At 57.9% G+C, this 18,525-nt stretch carries 17 protein-coding genes, 1 tRNA gene and 3 pseudogenes; 3 read left to right on the top strand and 18 right to left on the bottom strand.

Annotation, left to right across the window (positions count from 1 at the left end):
* The first annotated feature begins 10 nt into the window (after positions 1-10).
* On the top strand, positions 11-526 hold the full coding sequence (locus GPICK_RS17455) for a hypothetical protein (RefSeq protein WP_236685595.1): 516 nt from the start codon (positions 11-13) through the stop codon (positions 524-526).
* Between the two features lie 103 nt (positions 527-629).
* Here GPICK_RS17455 and GPICK_RS17520 read toward each other — a convergent pair whose 3' ends face one another.
* The 10 genes from GPICK_RS17520 to GPICK_RS15980 form a co-directional block, all read right to left on the bottom strand.
* A complete protein-coding gene (locus GPICK_RS17520; protein WP_158414185.1) occupies positions 630-779 on the bottom strand; it encodes a hypothetical protein in 150 nt (49 codons plus the stop codon).
* 101 nt (positions 780-880) lie between these two features.
* A complete protein-coding gene (locus GPICK_RS16015; RefSeq protein ID WP_039744887.1) occupies positions 881-1,522 on the bottom strand; it encodes a hypothetical protein in 642 nt (213 codons plus the stop codon).
* Positions 1,522-1,761, bottom strand: a complete 240-nt coding sequence (locus GPICK_RS16010) for a hypothetical protein (protein WP_039744886.1) — start codon at positions 1,759-1,761, stop codon at positions 1,522-1,524. The genes GPICK_RS16015 and GPICK_RS16010 overlap by 1 nt, the downstream gene beginning before the upstream one ends.
* Positions 1,762-1,929: 168 nt before the next feature.
* Complete coding sequence (locus tag GPICK_RS17165) at positions 1,930-2,172, bottom strand: hypothetical protein (protein ID WP_084201460.1); 243 nt, start codon at positions 2,170-2,172, stop codon at positions 1,930-1,932.
* Between the two features lie 75 nt (positions 2,173-2,247).
* Positions 2,248-2,757 carry a hypothetical protein gene (locus tag GPICK_RS16005; RefSeq protein ID WP_039744885.1) on the bottom strand — a complete coding sequence of 170 codons (510 nt, stop codon included), beginning with the start codon at positions 2,755-2,757 and terminating at the stop codon, positions 2,248-2,250.
* An 887-nt stretch (positions 2,758-3,644) separates the two neighbouring features.
* Complete coding sequence (locus GPICK_RS15995; protein ID WP_039744883.1) at positions 3,645-3,890, bottom strand: hypothetical protein; 246 nt, start codon at positions 3,888-3,890, stop codon at positions 3,645-3,647.
* Positions 3,891-3,901: 11 nt separating this feature from the next.
* Entirely contained in the window at positions 3,902-4,129 is a 228-nt protein-coding gene (locus GPICK_RS17160) for a helix-turn-helix transcriptional regulator (protein ID WP_084201459.1), read from the bottom strand.
* A 96-nt stretch (positions 4,130-4,225) separates the two neighbouring features.
* Positions 4,226-4,876 carry a hypothetical protein gene (locus GPICK_RS15990; RefSeq protein ID WP_039744882.1) on the bottom strand — a complete coding sequence of 217 codons (651 nt, stop codon included), beginning with the start codon at positions 4,874-4,876 and terminating at the stop codon, positions 4,226-4,228.
* Complete coding sequence (locus tag GPICK_RS15985) at positions 4,873-6,150, bottom strand: tyrosine-type recombinase/integrase (protein ID WP_039744881.1); 1,278 nt, start codon at positions 6,148-6,150, stop codon at positions 4,873-4,875. Before GPICK_RS15985 ends, GPICK_RS15990 begins: the two co-directional genes overlap by 4 nt.
* 335 nt (positions 6,151-6,485) lie before the next feature.
* Positions 6,486-6,776 (bottom strand): hypothetical protein, encoded by a 291-nt coding sequence (locus GPICK_RS15980; protein WP_039744879.1) that lies wholly within the window; start codon positions 6,774-6,776, stop codon positions 6,486-6,488.
* On the opposite strand from GPICK_RS15980, the gene GPICK_RS15970 reads away from it, so the two are divergent.
* Positions 6,775-7,916, top strand: a protein-coding gene (locus GPICK_RS15970) for an IS3 family transposase (protein WP_144400113.1) whose coding sequence is annotated in 2 segments (ribosomal slippage) — positions 6,775-7,036 and positions 7,036-7,916 — 1,143 coding nt in all. Because the reading frame shifts where the segments join, the coding sequence is not laid out codon by codon here. The genes GPICK_RS15980 and GPICK_RS15970 overlap by 2 nt on opposite strands.
* Positions 7,917-8,151: 235 nt before the next feature.
* Here GPICK_RS15970 and katG read toward each other — a convergent pair.
* From katG to GPICK_RS18050, 8 genes and pseudogenes are all read right to left on the bottom strand, one after another.
* Positions 8,152-10,347: a catalase/peroxidase HPI gene (gene katG / locus GPICK_RS15965; protein WP_039744874.1), complete on the bottom strand. Its 2,196-nt coding sequence runs from the start codon at positions 10,345-10,347 to the stop codon at positions 8,152-8,154.
* A 191-nt stretch (positions 10,348-10,538) separates the two neighbouring features.
* Positions 10,539-10,796 (bottom strand): annotated as a pseudogene (locus GPICK_RS17155) (transposase); the annotation flags it as partial.
* An 872-nt stretch (positions 10,797-11,668) separates the two neighbouring features.
* Positions 11,669-11,947, bottom strand: a pseudogene (locus GPICK_RS17150) (transposase); the annotation flags it as partial.
* 981 nt (positions 11,948-12,928) lie between these two features.
* A tRNA-Ser gene (locus tag GPICK_RS15960) sits at positions 12,929-13,017 on the bottom strand.
* Between the two features lie 12 nt (positions 13,018-13,029).
* Positions 13,030-13,554, bottom strand: a complete 525-nt coding sequence (tadA, locus tag GPICK_RS15955) for a tRNA adenosine(34) deaminase TadA (protein ID WP_052263509.1) — start codon at positions 13,552-13,554, stop codon at positions 13,030-13,032.
* Positions 13,502-13,789, bottom strand: coding sequence for an ATP-binding protein (locus GPICK_RS17940; protein ID WP_236685712.1), 288 nt, complete (start codon positions 13,787-13,789; stop codon positions 13,502-13,504). The genes tadA and GPICK_RS17940 overlap by 53 nt, the downstream gene beginning before the upstream one ends.
* 413 nt (positions 13,790-14,202) lie before the next feature.
* Positions 14,203-14,733, bottom strand: a pseudogene (locus tag GPICK_RS18125) (PAS domain S-box protein); the annotation flags it as partial.
* A gap of 20 nt (positions 14,734-14,753) precedes the next feature.
* Positions 14,754-15,362, bottom strand: coding sequence for a DUF4118 domain-containing protein (locus tag GPICK_RS18050; protein WP_039744869.1), 609 nt, complete (start codon positions 15,360-15,362; stop codon positions 14,754-14,756).
* A 552-nt stretch (positions 15,363-15,914) separates the two neighbouring features.
* Between GPICK_RS18050 and GPICK_RS15940 the strand changes: the two genes are divergently transcribed.
* Positions 15,915-18,515: a CxxxxCH/CxxCH domain c-type cytochrome gene (locus GPICK_RS15940; protein ID WP_052263467.1), complete on the top strand. Its 2,601-nt coding sequence runs from the start codon at positions 15,915-15,917 to the stop codon at positions 18,513-18,515.
* Positions 18,516-18,525: the final 10 nt, after the last annotated feature.

Here is an 18,525-nt window from a genome sequence, read left to right as displayed (position 1 = left end):
GCGTGGTCATGTGGTGAAATTTCTGTGTACCATCATTTTTGCTACTTTGATGGCAAGTTGTGCAGGATCAAGAGTATCCTCCATCCCAGTTTCCAGTAAACCTTCAGCGCCAGTCAAAGTCATTGCACTCGATCCTGGTGGTGGCCTTCTTGCTGATGCAGTGGGGATTGAACTGGCGAACCGTGGTTTCACTGTTCTCGATCCCGCAAGTACTTCACGATTGATGGTGCGATTGAATATTGACGAAATCGAAGTTAACACGCCTATTGGCCTAGAGAAGCTCAAGGGCAAAGGGGTTGATGCATATCTTACGGTACGGACGGCAGCCGGACGAGACGGCAAAACTCAAAGTGCCAGCGTAAGAGTTAACAGCACTGATACAAAAAAGATTATCGCAGGTTTGACATGGGAAAACGGGTGGGGTGGACGATCTGGCTCGATTGCTGACCGCGCCATGCATAAAGGTCTCCCTGAAGCGGCCTCCGAAATAGTGGATAATTTGGTTCAATCCATTAAACCCGAGTAGACATGAAACGCAGGGTATTTGCTGGCGTGAATCGTCGGAGCTGCCGCCCGTGCCTTTACTGGTAAAAGGAGAAATACGGCGGGGTCAATTACGTGGTCTTCTCCTACTCGAAGAGCGAACCCGTCTCCGTGGCCCTTGGTTCCGGCGTCTCCTGATTCTCCTGGGGCTCCCCATCCTGACCCGCCCTGATCCGTTCCATCGTGCTGCTCAGGTCGTCCAGGGATTCCTGCATCCGTTCCGCTCGCTTGTTCACCCTCTGCCTTCTCTGCGGCGGGTCGATTCCGTGTTGAACCGCCCCAGTTGCCCAGGGCGGCGCGTGTTAACATGTGTGGTGGTTCTTGTCAGGTGCCGTCGCTAATCCCGCTCCATGCCAGGGTTGTACGAATCCCACTGCGCAGCGTTCTCGCCTGTCATGGTGCCGTCCCAATTCAGGCCGTTGCCCCAGTTGCTCAAGCCGGTCTTGATGGCGGGGCCGTATTTCTTGGCGCCGTATGCCGCCGCCCCGATACCGGAACCAATCATGTTGTTGGTGAACCGCTGGTTGTTGATGTCAAGGTAGGCGTCGTTGATGGCAGACCGGGAGGCGTTCGAGGCGAGGGTTTCCATGCCTGACTGCGTTGCCGCCGCCTTCCCTTGCCCCAGGTTCACAAGTCCCTGCTGTGCTGCAAGGGTCTGTCCCTGGATCGCCTGACGTGCCCCGGTGACGGCGTTCCCCGTGGCATTAGCCGTGGTGGTGGTCGAACCAGAAACCGCCCCCATGAACCTGCCTGACGTGGGGTCCATGCCGGTGATTGCAGAGGGCTTCCCCGCGACGTTGGCGTTGGCGATACCTGCCGCCCGTTCCTGCCGCCCCGCATCGTTCCCCTGGATGTCGGCAATGTACTTCGTCTCGAAGGGCCGGTAGGTGGTCATGTAGTTGTTGAACTGCTGCGCCGCAATGTCGGACAGTGCCCGTTGCTGCGCGGTGGGTTGTACGTCTGGTGCGCTTGCGGACATTATTTGCCTCCTTGAACTTCGATGTTGTGTCCCATTTCCCGCAGAGCCTTCACCAGTTCGGGGATCAACTTCACCCACGTTGCCGGCTGGAGGGAGAGGCCCTTTCTCGTCGTTTCCCCCCCACACAAAACCCTCGCATCAAGCAAATGGGTTTTTTCGCGGTACAACTCATGGGTAATGCGAATTTTCTCGCCCTTGTTCTTATCGACCTCTCCGAAATTCTTGATTATCGCGTACATGGTTTCTCCTCCCTATATGGATAAGCTTTTTCTGGGTAATAACTTCTGGGTAACAGTGATTGTAAGTAAGGGGTAATAGCGGCCTGACTCGCGTCTCTTCGCCCATTTCCGCCTGTTGCCTGTGTGGGCTTCGTTGTGTCCTTCGTAGTGCCTCCAACCTGAATATCGCTATGAATTACAAATGCTTACTCGCCGCTCTGTGTGGGCTTCGTTGTGGGCTTCATGCATCTGTTCATCATGCGCGTCACTCGGCACAACATCATCACCGTCAGCCTTCGGGCGGCGTCCCATGCGGTACGGCCACAACGGGCATTTGTTGATGGGGCATACCCGGACCTCGCCATATTGGTTGTTGGAGCAATCAAGGCATTTTGCGCGGATTGCTTTGATGGGTGTGAGGGTCGTTTGCATTATGGTTCTCCTTGCGAAAAGTTGGGGGGCTAGGCCCATGGTTCCTTGGTTAATTTAATGTCTCAAGGTTAGGGTTCATGCTGCTGCCTGTTGAGCTTCTGACATGGCGGGTAGGCGGTGCCATTTGAAAAGGGTTCGGGGTACCGGATGGTATTGATTGCCGTCACTGAAACAAGCGGCGACGATCTTGTCACGCTTGATGGTTGCCCGAAGATCGTCGAGCCACATTGTCGCGTAGAGCTTTCGGGCGCTGTCAAAGACGAAGAACTTCACTCGATGGAGCAGTTGCCAGTGTTGCGCCGTCTCAATGGAGTCCAGCTTGATTTTCACAACGCCATCCGAACCGGAGCCCTTGACCTCCACGAAGAAGGGGCCATCGTTGCTGGTCTGCGCGACGTAATCTGGCCGTTGGCGGAGGAACGGGTGAAGGGCGTTGTACTTGAGCGGGCTCTCCCGGTCCATTCCAAGGCGTTCGAGTGCTATGCCCAGGTGAGCGGCCACTGTCTCGAAAGCCTGCTCGGCAGTCGTGCCCAGGTAGGCGGTGCGTTCGTCCCATGGGCGCGTGTTGAATGCTGGTTGTGTCATGCTGTACTCCTTTCCCGGCGGTCCGGGCCGTTGATATTGCCGCCATTGGTGGCGGGTCTGGTTGTCGAACAAAATTAAAGTCAAGGGTCAATCTGACACCGGGCGCGGTGTCAATCTGACGCCGGGAGACCTCAGTTCTGCCCCTGTTTCCCCTCTGTGCGGTGTCAATCTGACACCGGAAAACGCCCTTTTTGCCGTCTGTCCCGGTGTCAATTTGACCCTCCTTCTATATCTAAGCCATGGGCAGGGCTTTTTTGAGGGAGTGCTTCAGGGGTAGCAGAGGGGGTAGAATTGCAAGCGCGCCGCGCCGGCGGCTTTGGTTTCACTGCTGGTTCAGACAGAGACCAAGTCGGCTGGATGAAATCAGCCGTGCCGTACTTTCTCCACCGTTCACTCCGGCGATACTGAGTAGCAGTCCAAGCATTGCCGTCCCAAGTCCCGCCCTTATCCTCAAGATCAAAGAGGCCATGTTCGTGCAACTCTTGGAGGCCTCGCCTGAACGATTTCCGGGGTATCCCGTGCAGACGATCTGCTTCGGAATAATGGAATTCGCAGACTGGCTTTCCGCCCTTCGCTTCTGCTGCGCCCCATTTGGCTATCAGTACCGGGAGCGCCTTGGCTGCTGGCAAGGTCTTCAGGGTGCGGTATGCTTCGCTCTCAAGGAGAGTGCGGGGGATTTGAGCAAACCCTTTCCCCAGCTCGTTAGCTGAGTAGCCTCCCCTGCCGTTTTTCCCGGTGTTACCTCTCTTTCGCGGCATCACCCACCCCCTCCCGTCCTAGACGGTCCAGGCCCCAGAACGCCACTGGATAAGGGACTATTCCGGCCTGGTGGCCGATGAGGACGGCCTGCTTGAGGGCTTGCCTGAGTAGTGATTGTATGCCGTTCATCACCTCACCCCCTTGGCCTGCCGGTACAACCATGCGCGGCAAGCGGCGAAGCGCTTCACGTTCTGGCAAAGGTCGCCGGAGGCATAGGAAAGGATGATTGCCCGGGTTGCCTCATCGTCCTTGAACTCAAAGGCAACGAGCGGTTGGCCGGGTTGCCGGAATGCTCCCGGCTGCTTACCCGTGCCGGTCATGATGGCGGCTGCTAGGTCGAGGTCTGTGGTCTGGAATTCTGGCGGTCTGGTCATAGCCGGCCCCCCTATGCTGCTTGGGGCTGCCGATCTGCTGAAGCCAGCCCTTTGCTGAGTAGCCATGCCGTAACCTCGGATTCAATCCAACCAACCGCGCCTTTGGAAATCTGCCGGCGTTTCGGAAAGTCTCCGGCGTTTTCCAATCGCCAGCGGGTCGTTCTGCTGAGACCAGTGATTACGTCTAAATCTGGGTTTCTAAGAATGCGGTTTCCGGGTTCAACGGTGATGCGTTGCATGTGGTGGGACCTCCTTGGCAGTGGGTTTTTGGATGCCCAGGAGATTACTTGAAACGGCGTGGGTAATCGCGTTGCGGGGTTTGGTGGGAAAAGTCGTTAATCTGCGCAACCAACAATTGATATGCGGCGGCGTCCATCTTTCATGTGGCGCAATGGGTCTTTGTGGGGGAAAAGGGCCTGCTGGAAACAGATGACCGTCACGGTCCAGAAAGGCGGTCTGCTTATTTCGCCATGTTTGTTGTACTTGGGCCGGGTCAAAGAGGGCTTGATACCAGCTTGCTTTAAGGCTTTAGCTATGTCTGCGGCGAGAATGGCGGGGTTGTTGTCGTGATCGTCACCGGCTCCGGAAAGGTCGTCCTCCGCTCTCAACCTGGCGCTATCCGCTACCCTCCAAACCTTGGCGGCATTCTCCCTTGCCTTGGTCCACGGCATGCCCTCAGCGAAGAAATATTGCCGCCCGGCATCCGGGATCTGGCCAAGGGCATCAAGTAGCGCCTTGCTCTGCTCTGCCGCTCTCAGCAACGCAGTCTTGACTTCAGCCCGGCGCGGCTGCAGGTCTTGACGCCATAATGCAGAACGGATTGCATGCTCAATGCTCTCCAGGAACGTCACTGCTTCCGGGTCGTCTGCTTCCCGGTCGATTACTTCCAGCAATTCGCTCCGCTTCCTTGGCGGCAGATGCCAGCTCATCAACTCAACAGCGTCCAGACTCCCCACGGCGTTAAGGCTCTTCTTGCTGGCACTCATGCCACGCGCCTCCCTTTCCGGCCCGCTGATATTGGGGTAACCGTGGCATTTGTCTTGCCGTTGATGATGCTCTTCAGTTTCCGCTCCCAAGATTCCAGTGCCGCCTGCTTCTCCTTATCATAACGATACTGGTTGTAGACCTTGATAACCCCCTTTTTCGCATGGTTCAGAATGGCGTCGATAACCTCATCCATGGTTCCCATTTCTGCCATGAACGTGGCTGCTGTGCGTCTGAGGTCGTGGGGGGTAAATGGGTCAACGCCAAGGGTATTCTTTGTTACCTGCTTGCCGTCTGCCTCGATGACAGGCTTACCTTTTTTGTCTATCACCGGGGTGCAAAGAGCGCGGTTCAACGCGACGTTCAGCGCGGTTCCGCCTATGGGCTGGTCTCGATCGATTATGGGGGTCTTGAAGATGTATGCCTTGTCCTCGACGTTCCCGATGAGTTCCAAGGCTAGACTCGTCAAGAATACACGGTGAGACTTGCCGTTCTTCGCCCGCTCCGCTGGTATTGTCCACCATTGCCCGTCGATCTCGCTTGAGTGCATTCCGATAACCTCCCCAGGGCGTTGTGCAGTGACAAGGATCAGCTTCAAGGCACGCTCGATCTCTTCTGACATGGCGCATTGTCCAAGGTTTCCCCACATCGTCTTGATTTCCGTATCGTTCAATGTCCGCTCCCGTGTTACCTTGGGAGAAGGGAGCTTGACTCCGGTACAGGGCGTACTGGGCAGTATGTCCTTTTCAACGGCCCAGTTGAACATTTTGCGGATGATCTGGAAGCAGTTGTTGGCCATGGCCGGCGCGCCGCGCTCAACGATCCCCTCCAGGAGGCTCACCACGTCGCGCTTGCTAACGTCGACGGCCTTCTTCGTTCCCCAGGCTGGTATTACGTCCCGGTTCAATATCTGCTTGTCCTTTTCCCATGACCTCTTGAACCGCTTTGCGTGGCGCTCGATGTACTCTTCCACAAGGTCGGCCACGGTTGGCATTTTCCGGCGCTCCTCTTTGGCGTGGTCAGCCAATCCCGCAGGGTCTTTCCCTTGCTCGTACAGGCCGTAGGCGTCGCGGTATTTTTTGCGTGCGTCCTGTAGCGAGATACTGGGATAGTGCCCCAGGTTCATGAATCGCCGTTTGCCGTCGATCCGGTAGATGAAAAACCACGTCTTGATACCTGACGGCAGTACCCGAATGCCAAACCCCTTACCCTCTCGAACGTCATTGATCTTGTCCGTAGGCTTCAAGCTTGCGATGTACTTGTCGCTGAATGTCATGGCCGGCCCCCTGTGGTTCGTGTGGTCTCTCGTGTGGTCTCATGTGGTCTTGTTGTCCAGCTTGTTTCATGTGGTCTCTATTTGTACTGATACATGATAAAGCTAGGCATGTCAAGCCGTTGTTGGATTTTGATAAGGTGGCCTTGGTGGGGATGAAACGAGAAAAAACGCGAGATGTGGTTACTGTTAACCACCTTGTCCCTGGTTCGAGTCCGGGTTGGGGAGCCAAACAGGAACAAAACTGGGCACCATATCAAACTGGGCCGGTTTTGTTGACATAGCGAGTGCGCCTGCCAGTGCAGCATAGCTGCCGGTTAGGCGCACTTCTATTTTGTTCACACAAATTCTGTCACCAGTAATTTCAGATATTCCTTCCCGGAATTTGACCCCTTTTCGAGCAGTTTTTCCTTCAATGCCGCACAGAATGATCTGATCCGCCTGACCCCCATGCCGGTCAGAGGGAGTTCTTTCTGGCGCTGCAGACCGGCCATCTCGGCAAGAATTTCCTGCCGCCTCTCTTTCTGCCTGTTGACGCGCTCATGCAGGGTGCCGTCAAGGGGGAGCAACCCTTTTTCCACGGCTTCGTATAAGCAATGAACCGCCCAATTTTGAGAGGAGAGGTTCATGCCGCAACATCGCACACGTCACAGCGCTGCTTTCAAGGCCAAGGTGGCACTGGCTGCCCTGGCCGAAACAAAAACCTTGGCCGAGCTTTCCAGCGAGTTTGGCGTTCACGTCACCCAGATCACCCGCTGGAAGCAGGACCTGATTGAGAATGCCTCTGACCTCTTTGGTAAGGGCAAGAAGAAAGAGGTCAACCACGAGGCCGAAGTGGCCGAGCTGCACCGCCAGATCGGCAAGCTCAAGGTAGAGAACGATTTTTTGTCCAATCTGCCCGGACTGAGCTTGACCGGGCGCAGAAACAGCAGGTGATTGCCGCCGGGCACCCTGAAATTTCTGTTGAACGCCGCTGCCAGTTGGTGGGCTTGCCCAAGGCCAGTTATTACCGTGGCCCAGCAAACCACCTGCGCTCCGGTGACCTCGAACTGATGCGCCGCATCGATGAGTTGTACCTGGAGCACCCCTGGATGGGGAGCCGATCCCTTGCTGGTCAGCTTTCTACGCCAGAAGCACCGATTGGCCGGGACCGGGTCAGGCGTCTGATGCTCATCATGCGGATCGAATCACTGGCGCCGAAACCTGGTACCAGCAAGCGGCAACCGAAACATCCGGTCTATCCCTATCTGCTGCGGGGACTGACTATCGATCGCCCGAACCAGGTCTGGGCAACCGACATCACGTACATTCCCATGCAGAAGGGATTCATGTACCTGATTGCCATCATGGACTGGGCCACCAGGAAAGTGCTGTCATGGCGACTTTCCAACACCCTGGACACGCGATTCTGCGTCGAGGCGCTCAAGGAGGCGCTGCTCAAGTACGGCGTCCCCGAGATATTCAACACCGATCAGGGATGCCAGTTCACCAGCGAGGCCTTCACCTCCGTCCTGAAGACCTGGAATGTCAGGATCAGCATGGACGGCAAGGGGCGCTTCAGGGACAACATCTTTATCGAGCGGCTCTGGCGCACCCTGAAATACGAACGGATTTACCTGAAAGTGTACGAATCCGGCGCGGAACTCTTAAAAGACCTGCAAACCTGGTTCACCTGGTACAACGAGAAGCGGCAGCACACATCGCTTGACAGACTGACCCCGGATGAGGCTTATTCACAGGGACTTGAGAAGCTGAAGGCGGCAGCCTGATGCCGACAATCATAACAACAGCGGGACATTGCTTATTTCACCCCTCAGGCTGTTTCACGAACCCCGGCCACCTCATTCGTTGTTTTTCCTTTGTTAGCAGTATTCTGACAGCAGATTATTGCAATAGGTGCCTGATCTCGTGCGAGGCGCCGGCGATGGCAGCGCTGCTGGCAAACGCAAGCTGAACGTTTTCTGCCACGATGTCGGCAGCCATCGAAGCGTGGTTCAGCAACTATCAGGCCAGATCGAAACGGTCAAGGTTCATCACCTTGTTCCAAGCTGTAATGAAATCCTCCAGGAATTTCGCCTGAGAGTCTACACAGCCATAGACTTCAGCAAGGGCCCGCAGCTGGGAGTTGGAACCAAAGATCAGGTCGATGCGGGTGGCGGTCCACTTGAGCTCGCCGCTCGTTCGGTCACGCCCCTCGAAGATACCCGGGTCCTGGGCGGTCGGCTTCCAGACGGTGGCCATGTCGAGCAGGTTCACAAAATAGTCGTTGGTCAGTGTCTCAGGCCGCGTGGTGAAGACGCCGTGCGGCGACTGGCCGTAGTTGGCGTTCAGGGCGCGCATGCCGCCGATCAGCACCGTCATCTCGGGGGCGGTCAGGGTCAAGAGCTGCGCCTTGTCAACCAGCAGTTCCTCCGCTGACACGGCATATTTGGTTTTCTGATAGTTGCGGAAGCCGTCGGCTTTTGGCTCAAGAACGGCAAAGGAAGCCTCATCGGTTTGCTCCTGCGAGGCATCCGTGCGTCCCGGTGCAAAGGGAACGGTCACCTTGTGGCCGGCATTCCTGGCAGCCTGCTCGATAGCTGCGCAACCGCCCAGAACGATCAGGTCGGCGAGCGAGACCTTCTTGCCGCCCGACTGGGCGCTGTTAAACTGTTGCTGAAGAGCGGCAAGTGTTGCGAGCACCTTGGCCAACTGCTCCGGCTGGTTGACTTCCCAATGCTTCTGCGGTGTCAGACGGATGCGCGCACCATTGGCCCCGCCCCGTTTATCGGAGCCGCGGAAGGTGGATGCCGAAGCCCAGGCAGTGGCGACAAGTTCGGCAACAGACAGCCCGGAGGCAAGAATCTTCCCCTTGAGGTCAGCACTGTCCGCTGCGTCGATCAACGCATGAGTGACAGCCGGAACCGGGTCCTGCCAGATCAACTCTTCTGTCGGCACCTCCGGGCCGAGGTAGCGGGAGCGGGGCCCCATGTCGCGGTGAGTCAGCTTGAACCAGGCCCGGGCAAAGGCATCGGCAAACTGGTCGGGATTTGCCAGGTAGCGCCGGGCGATCGGCTCGTAGATAGGGTCGAAGCGGAGCGACAGATCAGCCGTGGTCATCATCGGTCTGCGCTTCTTTGAGGGATCGTGGGCGTCGGCCACCAGGTCCTCGTCGTCCACGTCCTTGGCCAGCCACTGGTTGGCTCCGGCCGGGCTCTTGACCAGTTCCCACTCGTATTTGAACATGACCTTCAGATAGCCCATGTCCCATCTGGTCGGGTTCGGCTTCCAAGCCCCCTCGAGGCCGCTGCTGATCGTATCGCCCCCTTTGCCGCTGCCGAAGCTGCTCTTCCAGCCCAGCCCCTGCTCTTCGATGGGGGCGGCTTCAGGCTCAGGCCCCACATGGGTGGCAGGGCCGGCTCCGTGACATTTGCCGAAGGTGTGGCCGCCTGCAACCAGAGCTACGGTCTCTTCATCGTTCATGGCCATGCGGGCGAAGGTCTCGCGCACGTCGCGGCCAGAGGCAACCGGATCCGGATTCCCGTTCGGCCCTTCCGGGTTGACGTAGATCAGCCCCATCTGCACGGCTGCAAGCGGATTCTCCAGGTCCCGATTACCGCTGTAGCGTTTGTCTCCGAGCCAGGTATCCTCGCTGCCCCAGTAGATGTCCTCTTCAGGCTCCCACACGTCCTCACGCCCGCCGCCAAACCCGAAGGTCTTGAACCCCATCGACACCAGCGCGCAGTTGCCGGCTAGGATCATCAGGTCGGCCCAGGAGATTTTCTTGCCGTATTTCTGCTTGATCGGCCAGAGCAGCCGGCGCGCCTTGTCGAGGTTCACGTTGTCCGGCCAGCTGTTGAGGGGCGCAAGACGCTGACTGCCGGACCCGGCCCCACCGCGACCGTCTCCCATGCGATAGGTGCCAGCACTGTGCCATGCCATCCTGATGAAGAGCCCGCCGTAGTGACCCCAGTCAGCCGGCCACCACTCCTGCGAGTCGGTCATGAGAGCATGGAGGTCCTTTTTCAGCGCATTGAGGTCTAGTTTCCTGAACTCCTCTGCATAGTTAAAAGCCCCGCCCATCGGATTGGACAGTGAAGAGTGCTGGTGCAGAATCTTCAGGTTCAGCTGGTTCGGCCACCAGTCCCGGTTCGAGGTGCCACCGCCGGCTACCTGCCGGGCCGCTCTGCCCGTGATCGGGCACTTTGTGTCGGTACTCATGCGATTGTCTCCTTTCTCAGAATCGATGTATTCCCTGTGACAACAACGAATTGCGCGTCGGTATATCCGGCTGTCCAGGAAACTGCTCAAACTCGTAACATCTTGTTCATAGTAAATATTACAGTTTAATGAGTAAAAAAAGAGAGTGTCCCGATGCTGACAACTACCCTAAACAATCCCTGCACACCCCGTAAAGGTAGCTTCGACGAATGGAAGATTGTTCCTTCTGTTAGCGTCGTCTGGGTTCGGCAATCGCTACACTGAAATACTTTGACCTATCGGCCACGTCGATAATTGCTATGACGGCTTCTGCGGCATTTGGGACAGATAAATCCGGCGGGCCACCGGGAAACTTCGAGAGCTGATTCACATTGCTCCTGCGTTCCATATTGAGCAAGGAACTGATTCAAGCTCAAGCCCGGCTGAAACTGAATTCGGTTCATCTTCATGGCAATCCTCCCAATGTAAGATGCCATGAAATTTATCATTAGGTGGCAACAGCAAATGTCACAACCCGCGTCAGCGGAAGAATGACGCTAATCAGGTAAAGAATTGCATATTTTGGTTTGCGCGAGCGCATTTATAATTTATAATCTATTCTATTTTACAATTTGGGTGTTACACAAAAAATACGACACAGGGAGGCGACATGAACAGACAGTTTCTTAGGGCGGGGGCACTTCTCTTTGTCCTTACGCTTGACTCTGGCTTTGCCTACGGGTGGGGTAGCTCTTTGTCAGGCGGGTCGAGCAGCAGCCAGACACCGAAATGCATTGCCGCAAACGTCAAGCTTTCACTGATAAAAACTGACTGCCTCAATTGCCACCCCGGCGGTGACGCCGCACAGGTAACCCGCCATCACCAACTCATCGGCAAACCACCCAAAAACCTTTCGTGCCTGAACTGCCACCAACCCGCTCAAAGCGGAAGTTCAGACATCGCTTTTCCCGTGATCCGTGACTGCATTGTCTGCCATACATCAGCTGTTCACGATGCGGTAGTCCACTGCATTGTTTATGATTCGTGCGGTAATTGCCACAGCGGATCACTCCCGGCCATTCATTCAGGTGCCAGCTCATCTGGCAACAGATACAGTTATCATGGCGGGAGCTATGGCGGGAGCTCTTCAACCAGTGGCGTTTCTACATGCTACCTCTGCCACACGAGCACAAATACAACCGTGCAGCAGACAGTCATTAAGGGACTTGCCGGCCAGACGGTATCCTGCTCCAATTGTCACGGACGCTGACTGTCTTCGTCTGACCCTATTATTGAGCAACAAAGGCCGGAAAGCGATCTTCCGGCCTTTGTTTGTGTGCGCCATTGCCTGGAACCAGATGGTTAAAGGTAGCTTCGACAAATGGAAGATTGTTCCTTCTGTTAGCGTCGAATTGGTTCGGCAATCGCTACACTGAAATACTTTGACCTGTCGGCCACGTCGATAATTGCTATGACGGCTTCTGCGGCATTTGGGACAGATAAATCCGGCGGGCCACCGGGAAACTTCGAGAGCTGATTCACATTGCTCCTGCGTTCCATATTGAGCAAGGAACTGATTCAAGCTCAAGCCCGGCTGAAACTGAATTCGGTTCATCTTCATGGCAATCCTCCCAATGTAAGATGCCATGAAATTTATCATTAGGTGGCCACAGCAAATGTCACAACCCGCGTCAGCGGAAGAATGACGCTAATCAAGAATAAGAATTATTCCTACTTTATCAGCTGTTATTGTTTTGTCAAACTGACTTCAGCTCGGAATAGTCAAGTCTTACGGACTCGTCCCAATGCCCCGCTTCTTCCTTTTTGGAGAGCCAAACACAACGATGGCCGATTTCCTCAAGGAAGTCGGCCATTTTTTGTGCCCTTTTTCCGCAGATTTTTTTTGTGGGCAATAACCTGCAACACCAATACGATACAGGCGTTGCGACGTGTCGGGTGGCCGCGTTCGTCAGGTGCTCGTCGGGGCGGCTGACGGTCTGCGGGCACCAAACACGAAAAATCTGCTCAGAATAACACCCGTTTCGTTTGGCATTTTCGACGACAAAGGGGTTCGACGGTCATCCTGTGCGGAGCCATCCAAGACGGATGCACGCCAAAGGACATTTACCGGAACCACTGGGCGCGGTTGTCTACTCCTGGAGAGACCAGGGCGGGCCTTGAAGTGCTCACCGAGTACGATTGGTTGATATCGAGAAGAACCCCACCGGGGGAAAGCCTAAAGAGATCGTCCGGCTGAATCCAGCGATTACCCGTTGATTGTTGCCAGCAGGCGAAGTGTCTAAAGTGTCTAAACACCCTTTGGATACTTGAGATACTTCCACGCTGTAAGAATATGGGTGTGTTTTTTTGGGGGGGCTGACATGAATTGGTTGCGGAGGTTGAAAGCGACGCAACGGGAGAGCCCGCAACGAGGGATTACCCCGAGGCTGGTTGAAGACGTTGCCGAGCTGACGCAGGAACCCGCCACCATCAACATTGAAACGCATCCGGAAGACCGGTCCATAGCAGGGAGCCAGAGGCTGCACGCGGCTTACACAACGACAAAGGGGCTAGACAAAATCTGTCTAACCCCTTGTTTTTATGGCGGAGAGATAGGGATTCGAACCCTAGGTACCCGGGGGGTACACTTGATTTCGAGTCAAGCGCCTTCGACCACTCGGCCATCTCTCCAGTAACCCGGCATCAGATATTCGATTTTTTTCGTGCTTTGTTGCGCGCTCTCAGATCGGCAAAAAAGTCTTTCAGGATCATGGAGCATTCATCCTCGCAGACTCGCGAGGTTACCTCGACGCTATGGTTGAGCCGCACGTCGTTCGAGAGGTCGTACAGCGAACCGGCGGCTCCCCCCTTCGGGTCGTAGCAGCCGAAAACCACCCGCTCGATCCGGGAGAGGATGATCGCTCCCATACACATGAGGCACGGTTCGAGGGTGACGTACAGGGTGGCTCCGCTGAGCCGCCAATTGTCGAGTTTTCGTGCCGCCTGCCGGATTGCGATCATCTCGGCGTGGGCCGCTGGGTCCCGCCGCGTCTCCCGGCGGTTGTATCCGCGGCCGATGACCGAACCGCCGTGGACGACCACTGCCCCGATGGGCACTTCACCCTGCCGGGCGGCCTTACACGCTTCCCGGAGAGCAAGGTCCATCCAGCGGCAATCATCCGGGCCGACGAATCCGCGTGGTGATCCGGTTTCTGGTGTTCGTGTCATGAATCGGTTGGTCGCTGAGCTCGACAAGGCACCGATATATATCCTGTTTCACGCATGGTGTCAACCATGGTTTTCCCCCGCCGCCGTCGGCTTGCCGGAACGATCCCGCGTTCCCTCCGCCGGCCGGCGATGAGGGAAGGGTGAAATAAATGGTGGCCCCTTTGCCTTTCTCGGCCTGCGCCCAGACCTCTCCGCCATGGCGATGGACGATGCGCTGGACGGTGGCGAGGCCGATGCCGGTTCCTTCAAACTCGGCATCGGTGTGGAGCCTCTGGAAGGCGCCGAAGAGCTTGTCCGCATAGAGTCATGTCGAAGCCTGCCCCGTTGTCCCGCACGAAGAAGGCCGTCTGGCCGCCGCTCGTCTCCCACCGCGATCGCGGCCGATTCGGCATGGCGCGTGTACTTCCTGGCATTTCCCAGCAGGTTCTCCAGCACCACCCGGAGCAGGACCGGATCCCCCTGGGCCGTCAGCCCCCCGGTGACCGTTACCTGCACGACCCGGTCGGGACTCGTCAGCCGCAGTTCGTTGACCACGTCCGCGGCGAGGCGGGAGAGATCGACGGGCTGGGTCCTCAGGTCGGTCCTGCTGATATGGGAAAGCTGCAGCAGCGAGTCGATGAGGCTTCCCATCTTGGTGCACGCCGCCATGATCCGCTGGAGATAGGAGTTCCCCTCGTAGTCCAGCCGGTCGCGGTAACCCTCCAGCAGAAACCTGCTGTAGCCCGCCATGTGCCTGAGGGGGGCGAGAAGGTCGTGGGAGACCGAGTAGCTGAACGACTCGAGCTCTCTGTTGGAAGCCGCTAGCTGGGCGGTCCGCTCCTGGACCCGCAGTTCCAGCTCCTCGTTGAGCCTGTGGATGCGCTCCTCCGTCTCCTTGCGCTCCGTTACGTCTTCGGAAAAGATGACGATTCCCCCCACCGTTCCCGATGCGTCGTGCCACGGCCGAAGCTCCCACCGCTCCCACTGCACCGAGCCGTCGGCCCGCTCGAAGCTGTCGGCGTCGGCCCGCAGCGCCTCCTCTCCCTGCTTGCGCTCGGTGATGTCCCGTGCAATGCCAAAGAGGCCGGAAACATTGCCCCCACCATTCAGCAGCGGCCCCTTTGACGAGAGGAACGTCCGGACCCTCCCGGCGGCATCGGTGAGGACTTCCTCGTAGGTCATCACCCTCCCGAAAGCCATGACGGCGCGATCTCCCTCCATCACCATCTTTGCCTCGCCGGAGAGAAAATGGCCGTGTCGTCCATCCCCATCACCTCCTCGGCGCGTTTGCCGGTGATCCGTTCCGCCGCCGAGTTGAAGAGGAGGTAGCATCCCCGCCGGTCCTTGAGGTAGATGGCGTCGAGTGTCCCCTCGACGAGAGAATTCAGCAGCCGCTGCGTTTCCTGGAGTTTTGCCGCCGCCTGCTCCCGCTCGACCGCAAGCCGCAACTCGGCCTTTGCGGTGATCACCCGTGTCTGGGCATGGTGCATGGTTTCGGAGATCCAGGAAACCATCACCCCGCTTGCAACGAAGATCCCCATGATCTGCAGATCGGTCGGGTCGCCGACGCGGAACCGCCCCATCGGCTCCAGCAGGAGCAGGGCCACCGCCATGGCGGAAAGGGCCGTTGCCAGAAGGCCGGAAACGAGCCCTCCCAGGAGTGCGGCCACGATCACCGCAGGATAGAAGGTTATATAGGGAGCGCGCAGGCCGAGGGACGGCAGGAATTCCATCCGCACCAGCACCGCGGCCAGAACGATGACGACGGCAACGAGATGCCGATGTCCTCGCCAGTGGTCGACGTTGTACCAAGCCGTTTTCTCTTTCATCGATGACAGTCCCCTCATCGTCACCATGAAGCGTTTCTCAAACGTTATCGCGTTCCTTCGCAAGATCAAGCCGTGCTTCCTTCGCGCGATGCTGCTGTTTTGTTGATTTTGAAAACAGTTTCCGTATTTCGATCGGCCCGTCATCCCATTCTGTCGGGTGACGGATTCTGGTGGTAAAAAAATTGCCATGAAAATTAATTAAACTTGCGGCCATTTGACGTGCCGGTACCGTCGCCGAATTTGTAAGTGGCGTCCTTTGTGCACATTGAAGAAAAAAGAAAAAAGTCGGTCAACTCGTTTAATTAAATTTATTTTAGCAGTAGTTACACGTCTGCTGTATACGGAAATGCTGAAATTTTTTAGTATTTACTAATTAAAACGCTGCATTGACGGTCATGTCGTAAGTGCGCCAAATGGCGTTGCTGTCGGTTGAATAGCGGAGTGGGCCCCGCGGGTTTCCGGGTGATACGACGGTTGCATGGGCGGAAATTTTACAAAAAATTGTAGATGATGCGTTGTTGCAGTTCAATCGGTATCAGCTGAGAGGGTGTCATGGGGAAAGAGTTGAAATGTGATGCGTTCGGCAGGGCACGGATTATCTCAGTTCTCGCCCTTGCGGTGCTGGCGTGCCTTGCCCCGATGTCGGCCCAGGCGATCCAGTGCTACCAGTGCCACGGCACGGCCGCCACCTCGGACTACCGCCCGGTGGACGCCACCTACCGCAACCTGACGACCGGCGGCTTCCTCGGCAGCCACCGCACCCACATGGCGACGGGGGCTACCCCCACGACCTGCACCCCCTGCCACGGCGGCCGGGTCTCGACCTACACCACGAGCCACCGCAACGGCTTCATCAACCTGACGAGCAACATCAAGGGGTCCCCGGCCAAGGGGGTCTACAGCAAGGGGACCTCCTTCGCCCAGAGCGCCACGCCGACCCTGGGAACCTGCTCCAGCGTCAACTGCCACTTCGAGAGCGCCACCCCCGCCTGGAGCACCACCCCCTTTGCGGCACCGGCCGACTGCAACAAATGCCACGGCGCCGCCCCGGCCGACGGAGGCCACCCGGCGGCATCCGGCGCCGGCAAGAAGCACGGCGACTACTACGGCCTTACCACCAGCTCCTGCATCAAGTGCCACCCCGACCACACCGCGGAGGCGACCCCCTTCGCCCACGCCACCAGTGCCGGCAAGCGGGGGTTGCTGGTCCAGTTCACGACGGCCCCCAACGGCGGCGCCGGGGCCTACGGCGGCACCGTCAGCTATCCCAACTATCTTCCGAGCCAGAGCCCACCCCGCAACGGCAGCTGTCGCGGGCTCTACTGCCACAGCAACGGCAACCGGAGCTTCGCCCCCTACACGAGCAACACCACCGCCACCTGGGGGGGGAGCCTCACCTGCACCGGGTGCCACGGCGGCAACGCGGCCAGCGGTTCGGTCATCGCCACCGGCAAGCACCGCAACCACATCGACCCGTCTCTCAACGTCTCCCTCGGCACCGGCAACGGCCTCGGCTGTGTCCAGTGCCATGCGAAGACGGTCAGCAACGACACCACCATCGGCACCAGGACGAACCACGTCAACAAGTTCAAGGACTATTCGGGGGCCATGGCCTACGGACCCTCCCACTACGACACCACCGCCAAACAGTGCACGAACATCTACTGCCACAGTAACGGCAACCCCGGCGCCCTGGTCTTTGTCTCCATGACCAGCAGCAAGCTCTGGACGGGGAACGCCACCCTGGGGTGCAACGGCTGTCACGGCCGGAGCAACCCGAACACCGGCGCCCCCGACTACGCCAACGGCGGTATCGGTTCCACCACCGCCAACAACCACGCGAAGCACGTCGCGATGCTCGGCATCGCCGACTCTACCGGCTGCTACGTCTGCCATCGCAAGACCGTGGCCGCCTCCACGGCGAACAGGATGCGCAACTACTCGACCCTGCACATGTCGGGGGCACCGAACGTGGCCTTCAACTCCACCAGGGCCGGCGTCAGCGCCACCTGGACCTCCGGCACGGCAACCTGCACCAACGTCACCTGCCACTCCAACGGCCGGGGCACCTACCAGTCGCCCCAGTGGGGCCAGAGCGACAACTGCGGCTTCTGCCACCCCATCGCCAGCTTGGGCGGCGCCCACGCCAAGCACCTCGACCTGACCAAGACGCCGGTCTTCTACACCTTCACCGCCAACCGGTCATCGGGCGACGATACAACCGGTAAATACTACTTCGGCTGCTCCAACTGCCATCCTCTGACAAACAGCAACCACACGAGCGGCACCATAGTTCTCGACTTCCGGCCGACGACCACCGGCATCAGCACGCTGAAAGCGAAGAACAGCGCAACGATTACCGCCTTCGGCCCCGTCGGGACGGCAAACGGCGGAACCTCCGGCACCAGCGGGAGCAGCGTCGTCTGCGCCGGCGTCTATTGCCACAGCAACGGCTATGCGAGCAACATGGTGTACGCCTCGACCCCCAACTGGTACGGCGGGAGCTTCACCGACCGGTGCGCCAGCTGCCACGGCAACTCCCCCAACAGCACCATCGCCGGCTCGCCGGCCCACTACAACACCAACTTCCTCGGAACCGGAGTCGCCTACGGCCACTTCGTCGGCATTCACTACAGCGATATCTTCAACGGTGCCGCCGGCGAGATGACGGCAGGGACCGGCGCTTCCAACAGCCATGGCAACAGCAGCTACTCCACCACGATCAACTGCAATATCTGCCATAACCTGACCGTCACCAGCCCGCGCAACGATTCCAACGTCGTCTGCAAAACCTGCCACTACAGCGGCAACACCATCGGTGCCCTCGTCGGCAACAACGCCGCCATCGCCAACAAGGCGAACCACGTCAGCGGGCAGGTTAATGTCGCCTTCTCGGCGGTGGCAGTCCTGTCGAAAGCGCAGGTACGGTCCGGCGCTGTCAACGGTGCACCCTACAACACCGTCTGGACGCGGCAGACGGGCTATAAGGTCTCCGGCGCGGACGACCTTGCCCAGAATGCGCTTAACACGACTACCATGTGGAACAGCGGCACGAAGACCTGCTCTAACGTTGCATGTCATAACGGCCAGAGTGTAAAGTGGACGGACACCGGTGGCGTCACCACCTGTGCGAGCTGCCATACGGACATGTAGTCAGTGGAGA

The sequence above is a fragment of the Geobacter pickeringii genome, from assembly GCF_000817955.1.
GTDB lineage: Bacteria > Desulfobacterota > Desulfuromonadia > Geobacterales > Geobacteraceae > Geobacter > Geobacter pickeringii.
The sequence above is the reverse complement of the archived record's forward strand: the minus strand, read 5'-3'. Positions and strand labels throughout refer to the sequence as shown.

Bases quoted from the DNA above. Each gene is read 5' to 3' on its own strand.
- GPICK_RS16015 (WP_039744887.1), bottom strand. From the start codon at position 1,522: ATGTCCGCAAGCGCACCAGACGTACAACCCACCGCGCAGCAACGGGCA.
- GPICK_RS16010 (WP_039744886.1), bottom strand. From the start codon at position 1,761: ATGTACGCGATAATCAAGAATTTCGGAGAGGTCGATAAGAACAAGGGC.
- GPICK_RS17165 (WP_084201460.1), bottom strand. From the start codon at position 2,172: ATGCAAACGACCCTCACACCCATCAAAGCAATCCGCGCAAAATGCCTT.
- GPICK_RS16005 (WP_039744885.1), bottom strand. From the start codon at position 2,757: ATGACACAACCAGCATTCAACACGCGCCCATGGGACGAACGCACCGCC.
- GPICK_RS15995 (WP_039744883.1), bottom strand. From the start codon at position 3,890: ATGACCAGACCGCCAGAATTCCAGACCACAGACCTCGACCTAGCAGCC.
- GPICK_RS17160 (WP_084201459.1), bottom strand. From the start codon at position 4,129: ATGCAACGCATCACCGTTGAACCCGGAAACCGCATTCTTAGAAACCCA.
- GPICK_RS15990 (WP_039744882.1), bottom strand. From the start codon at position 4,876: ATGAGTGCCAGCAAGAAGAGCCTTAACGCCGTGGGGAGTCTGGACGCT.
- GPICK_RS15985 (WP_039744881.1), bottom strand. From the start codon at position 6,150: ATGACATTCAGCGACAAGTACATCGCAAGCTTGAAGCCTACGGACAAG.
- GPICK_RS15980 (WP_039744879.1), bottom strand. From the start codon at position 6,776: ATGAACCTCTCCTCTCAAAATTGGGCGGTTCATTGCTTATACGAAGCC.
- katG (WP_039744874.1), bottom strand. From the start codon at position 10,347: ATGAGTACCGACACAAAGTGCCCGATCACGGGCAGAGCGGCCCGGCAG.
- tadA (WP_052263509.1), bottom strand. From the start codon at position 13,554: ATGACACGAACACCAGAAACCGGATCACCACGCGGATTCGTCGGCCCG.
- GPICK_RS18050 (WP_039744869.1), bottom strand. From the start codon at position 15,362: ATGAAAGAGAAAACGGCTTGGTACAACGTCGACCACTGGCGAGGACAT.
- GPICK_RS15940 (WP_052263467.1), top strand. From the start codon at position 15,915: ATGGGGAAAGAGTTGAAATGTGATGCGTTCGGCAGGGCACGGATTATC.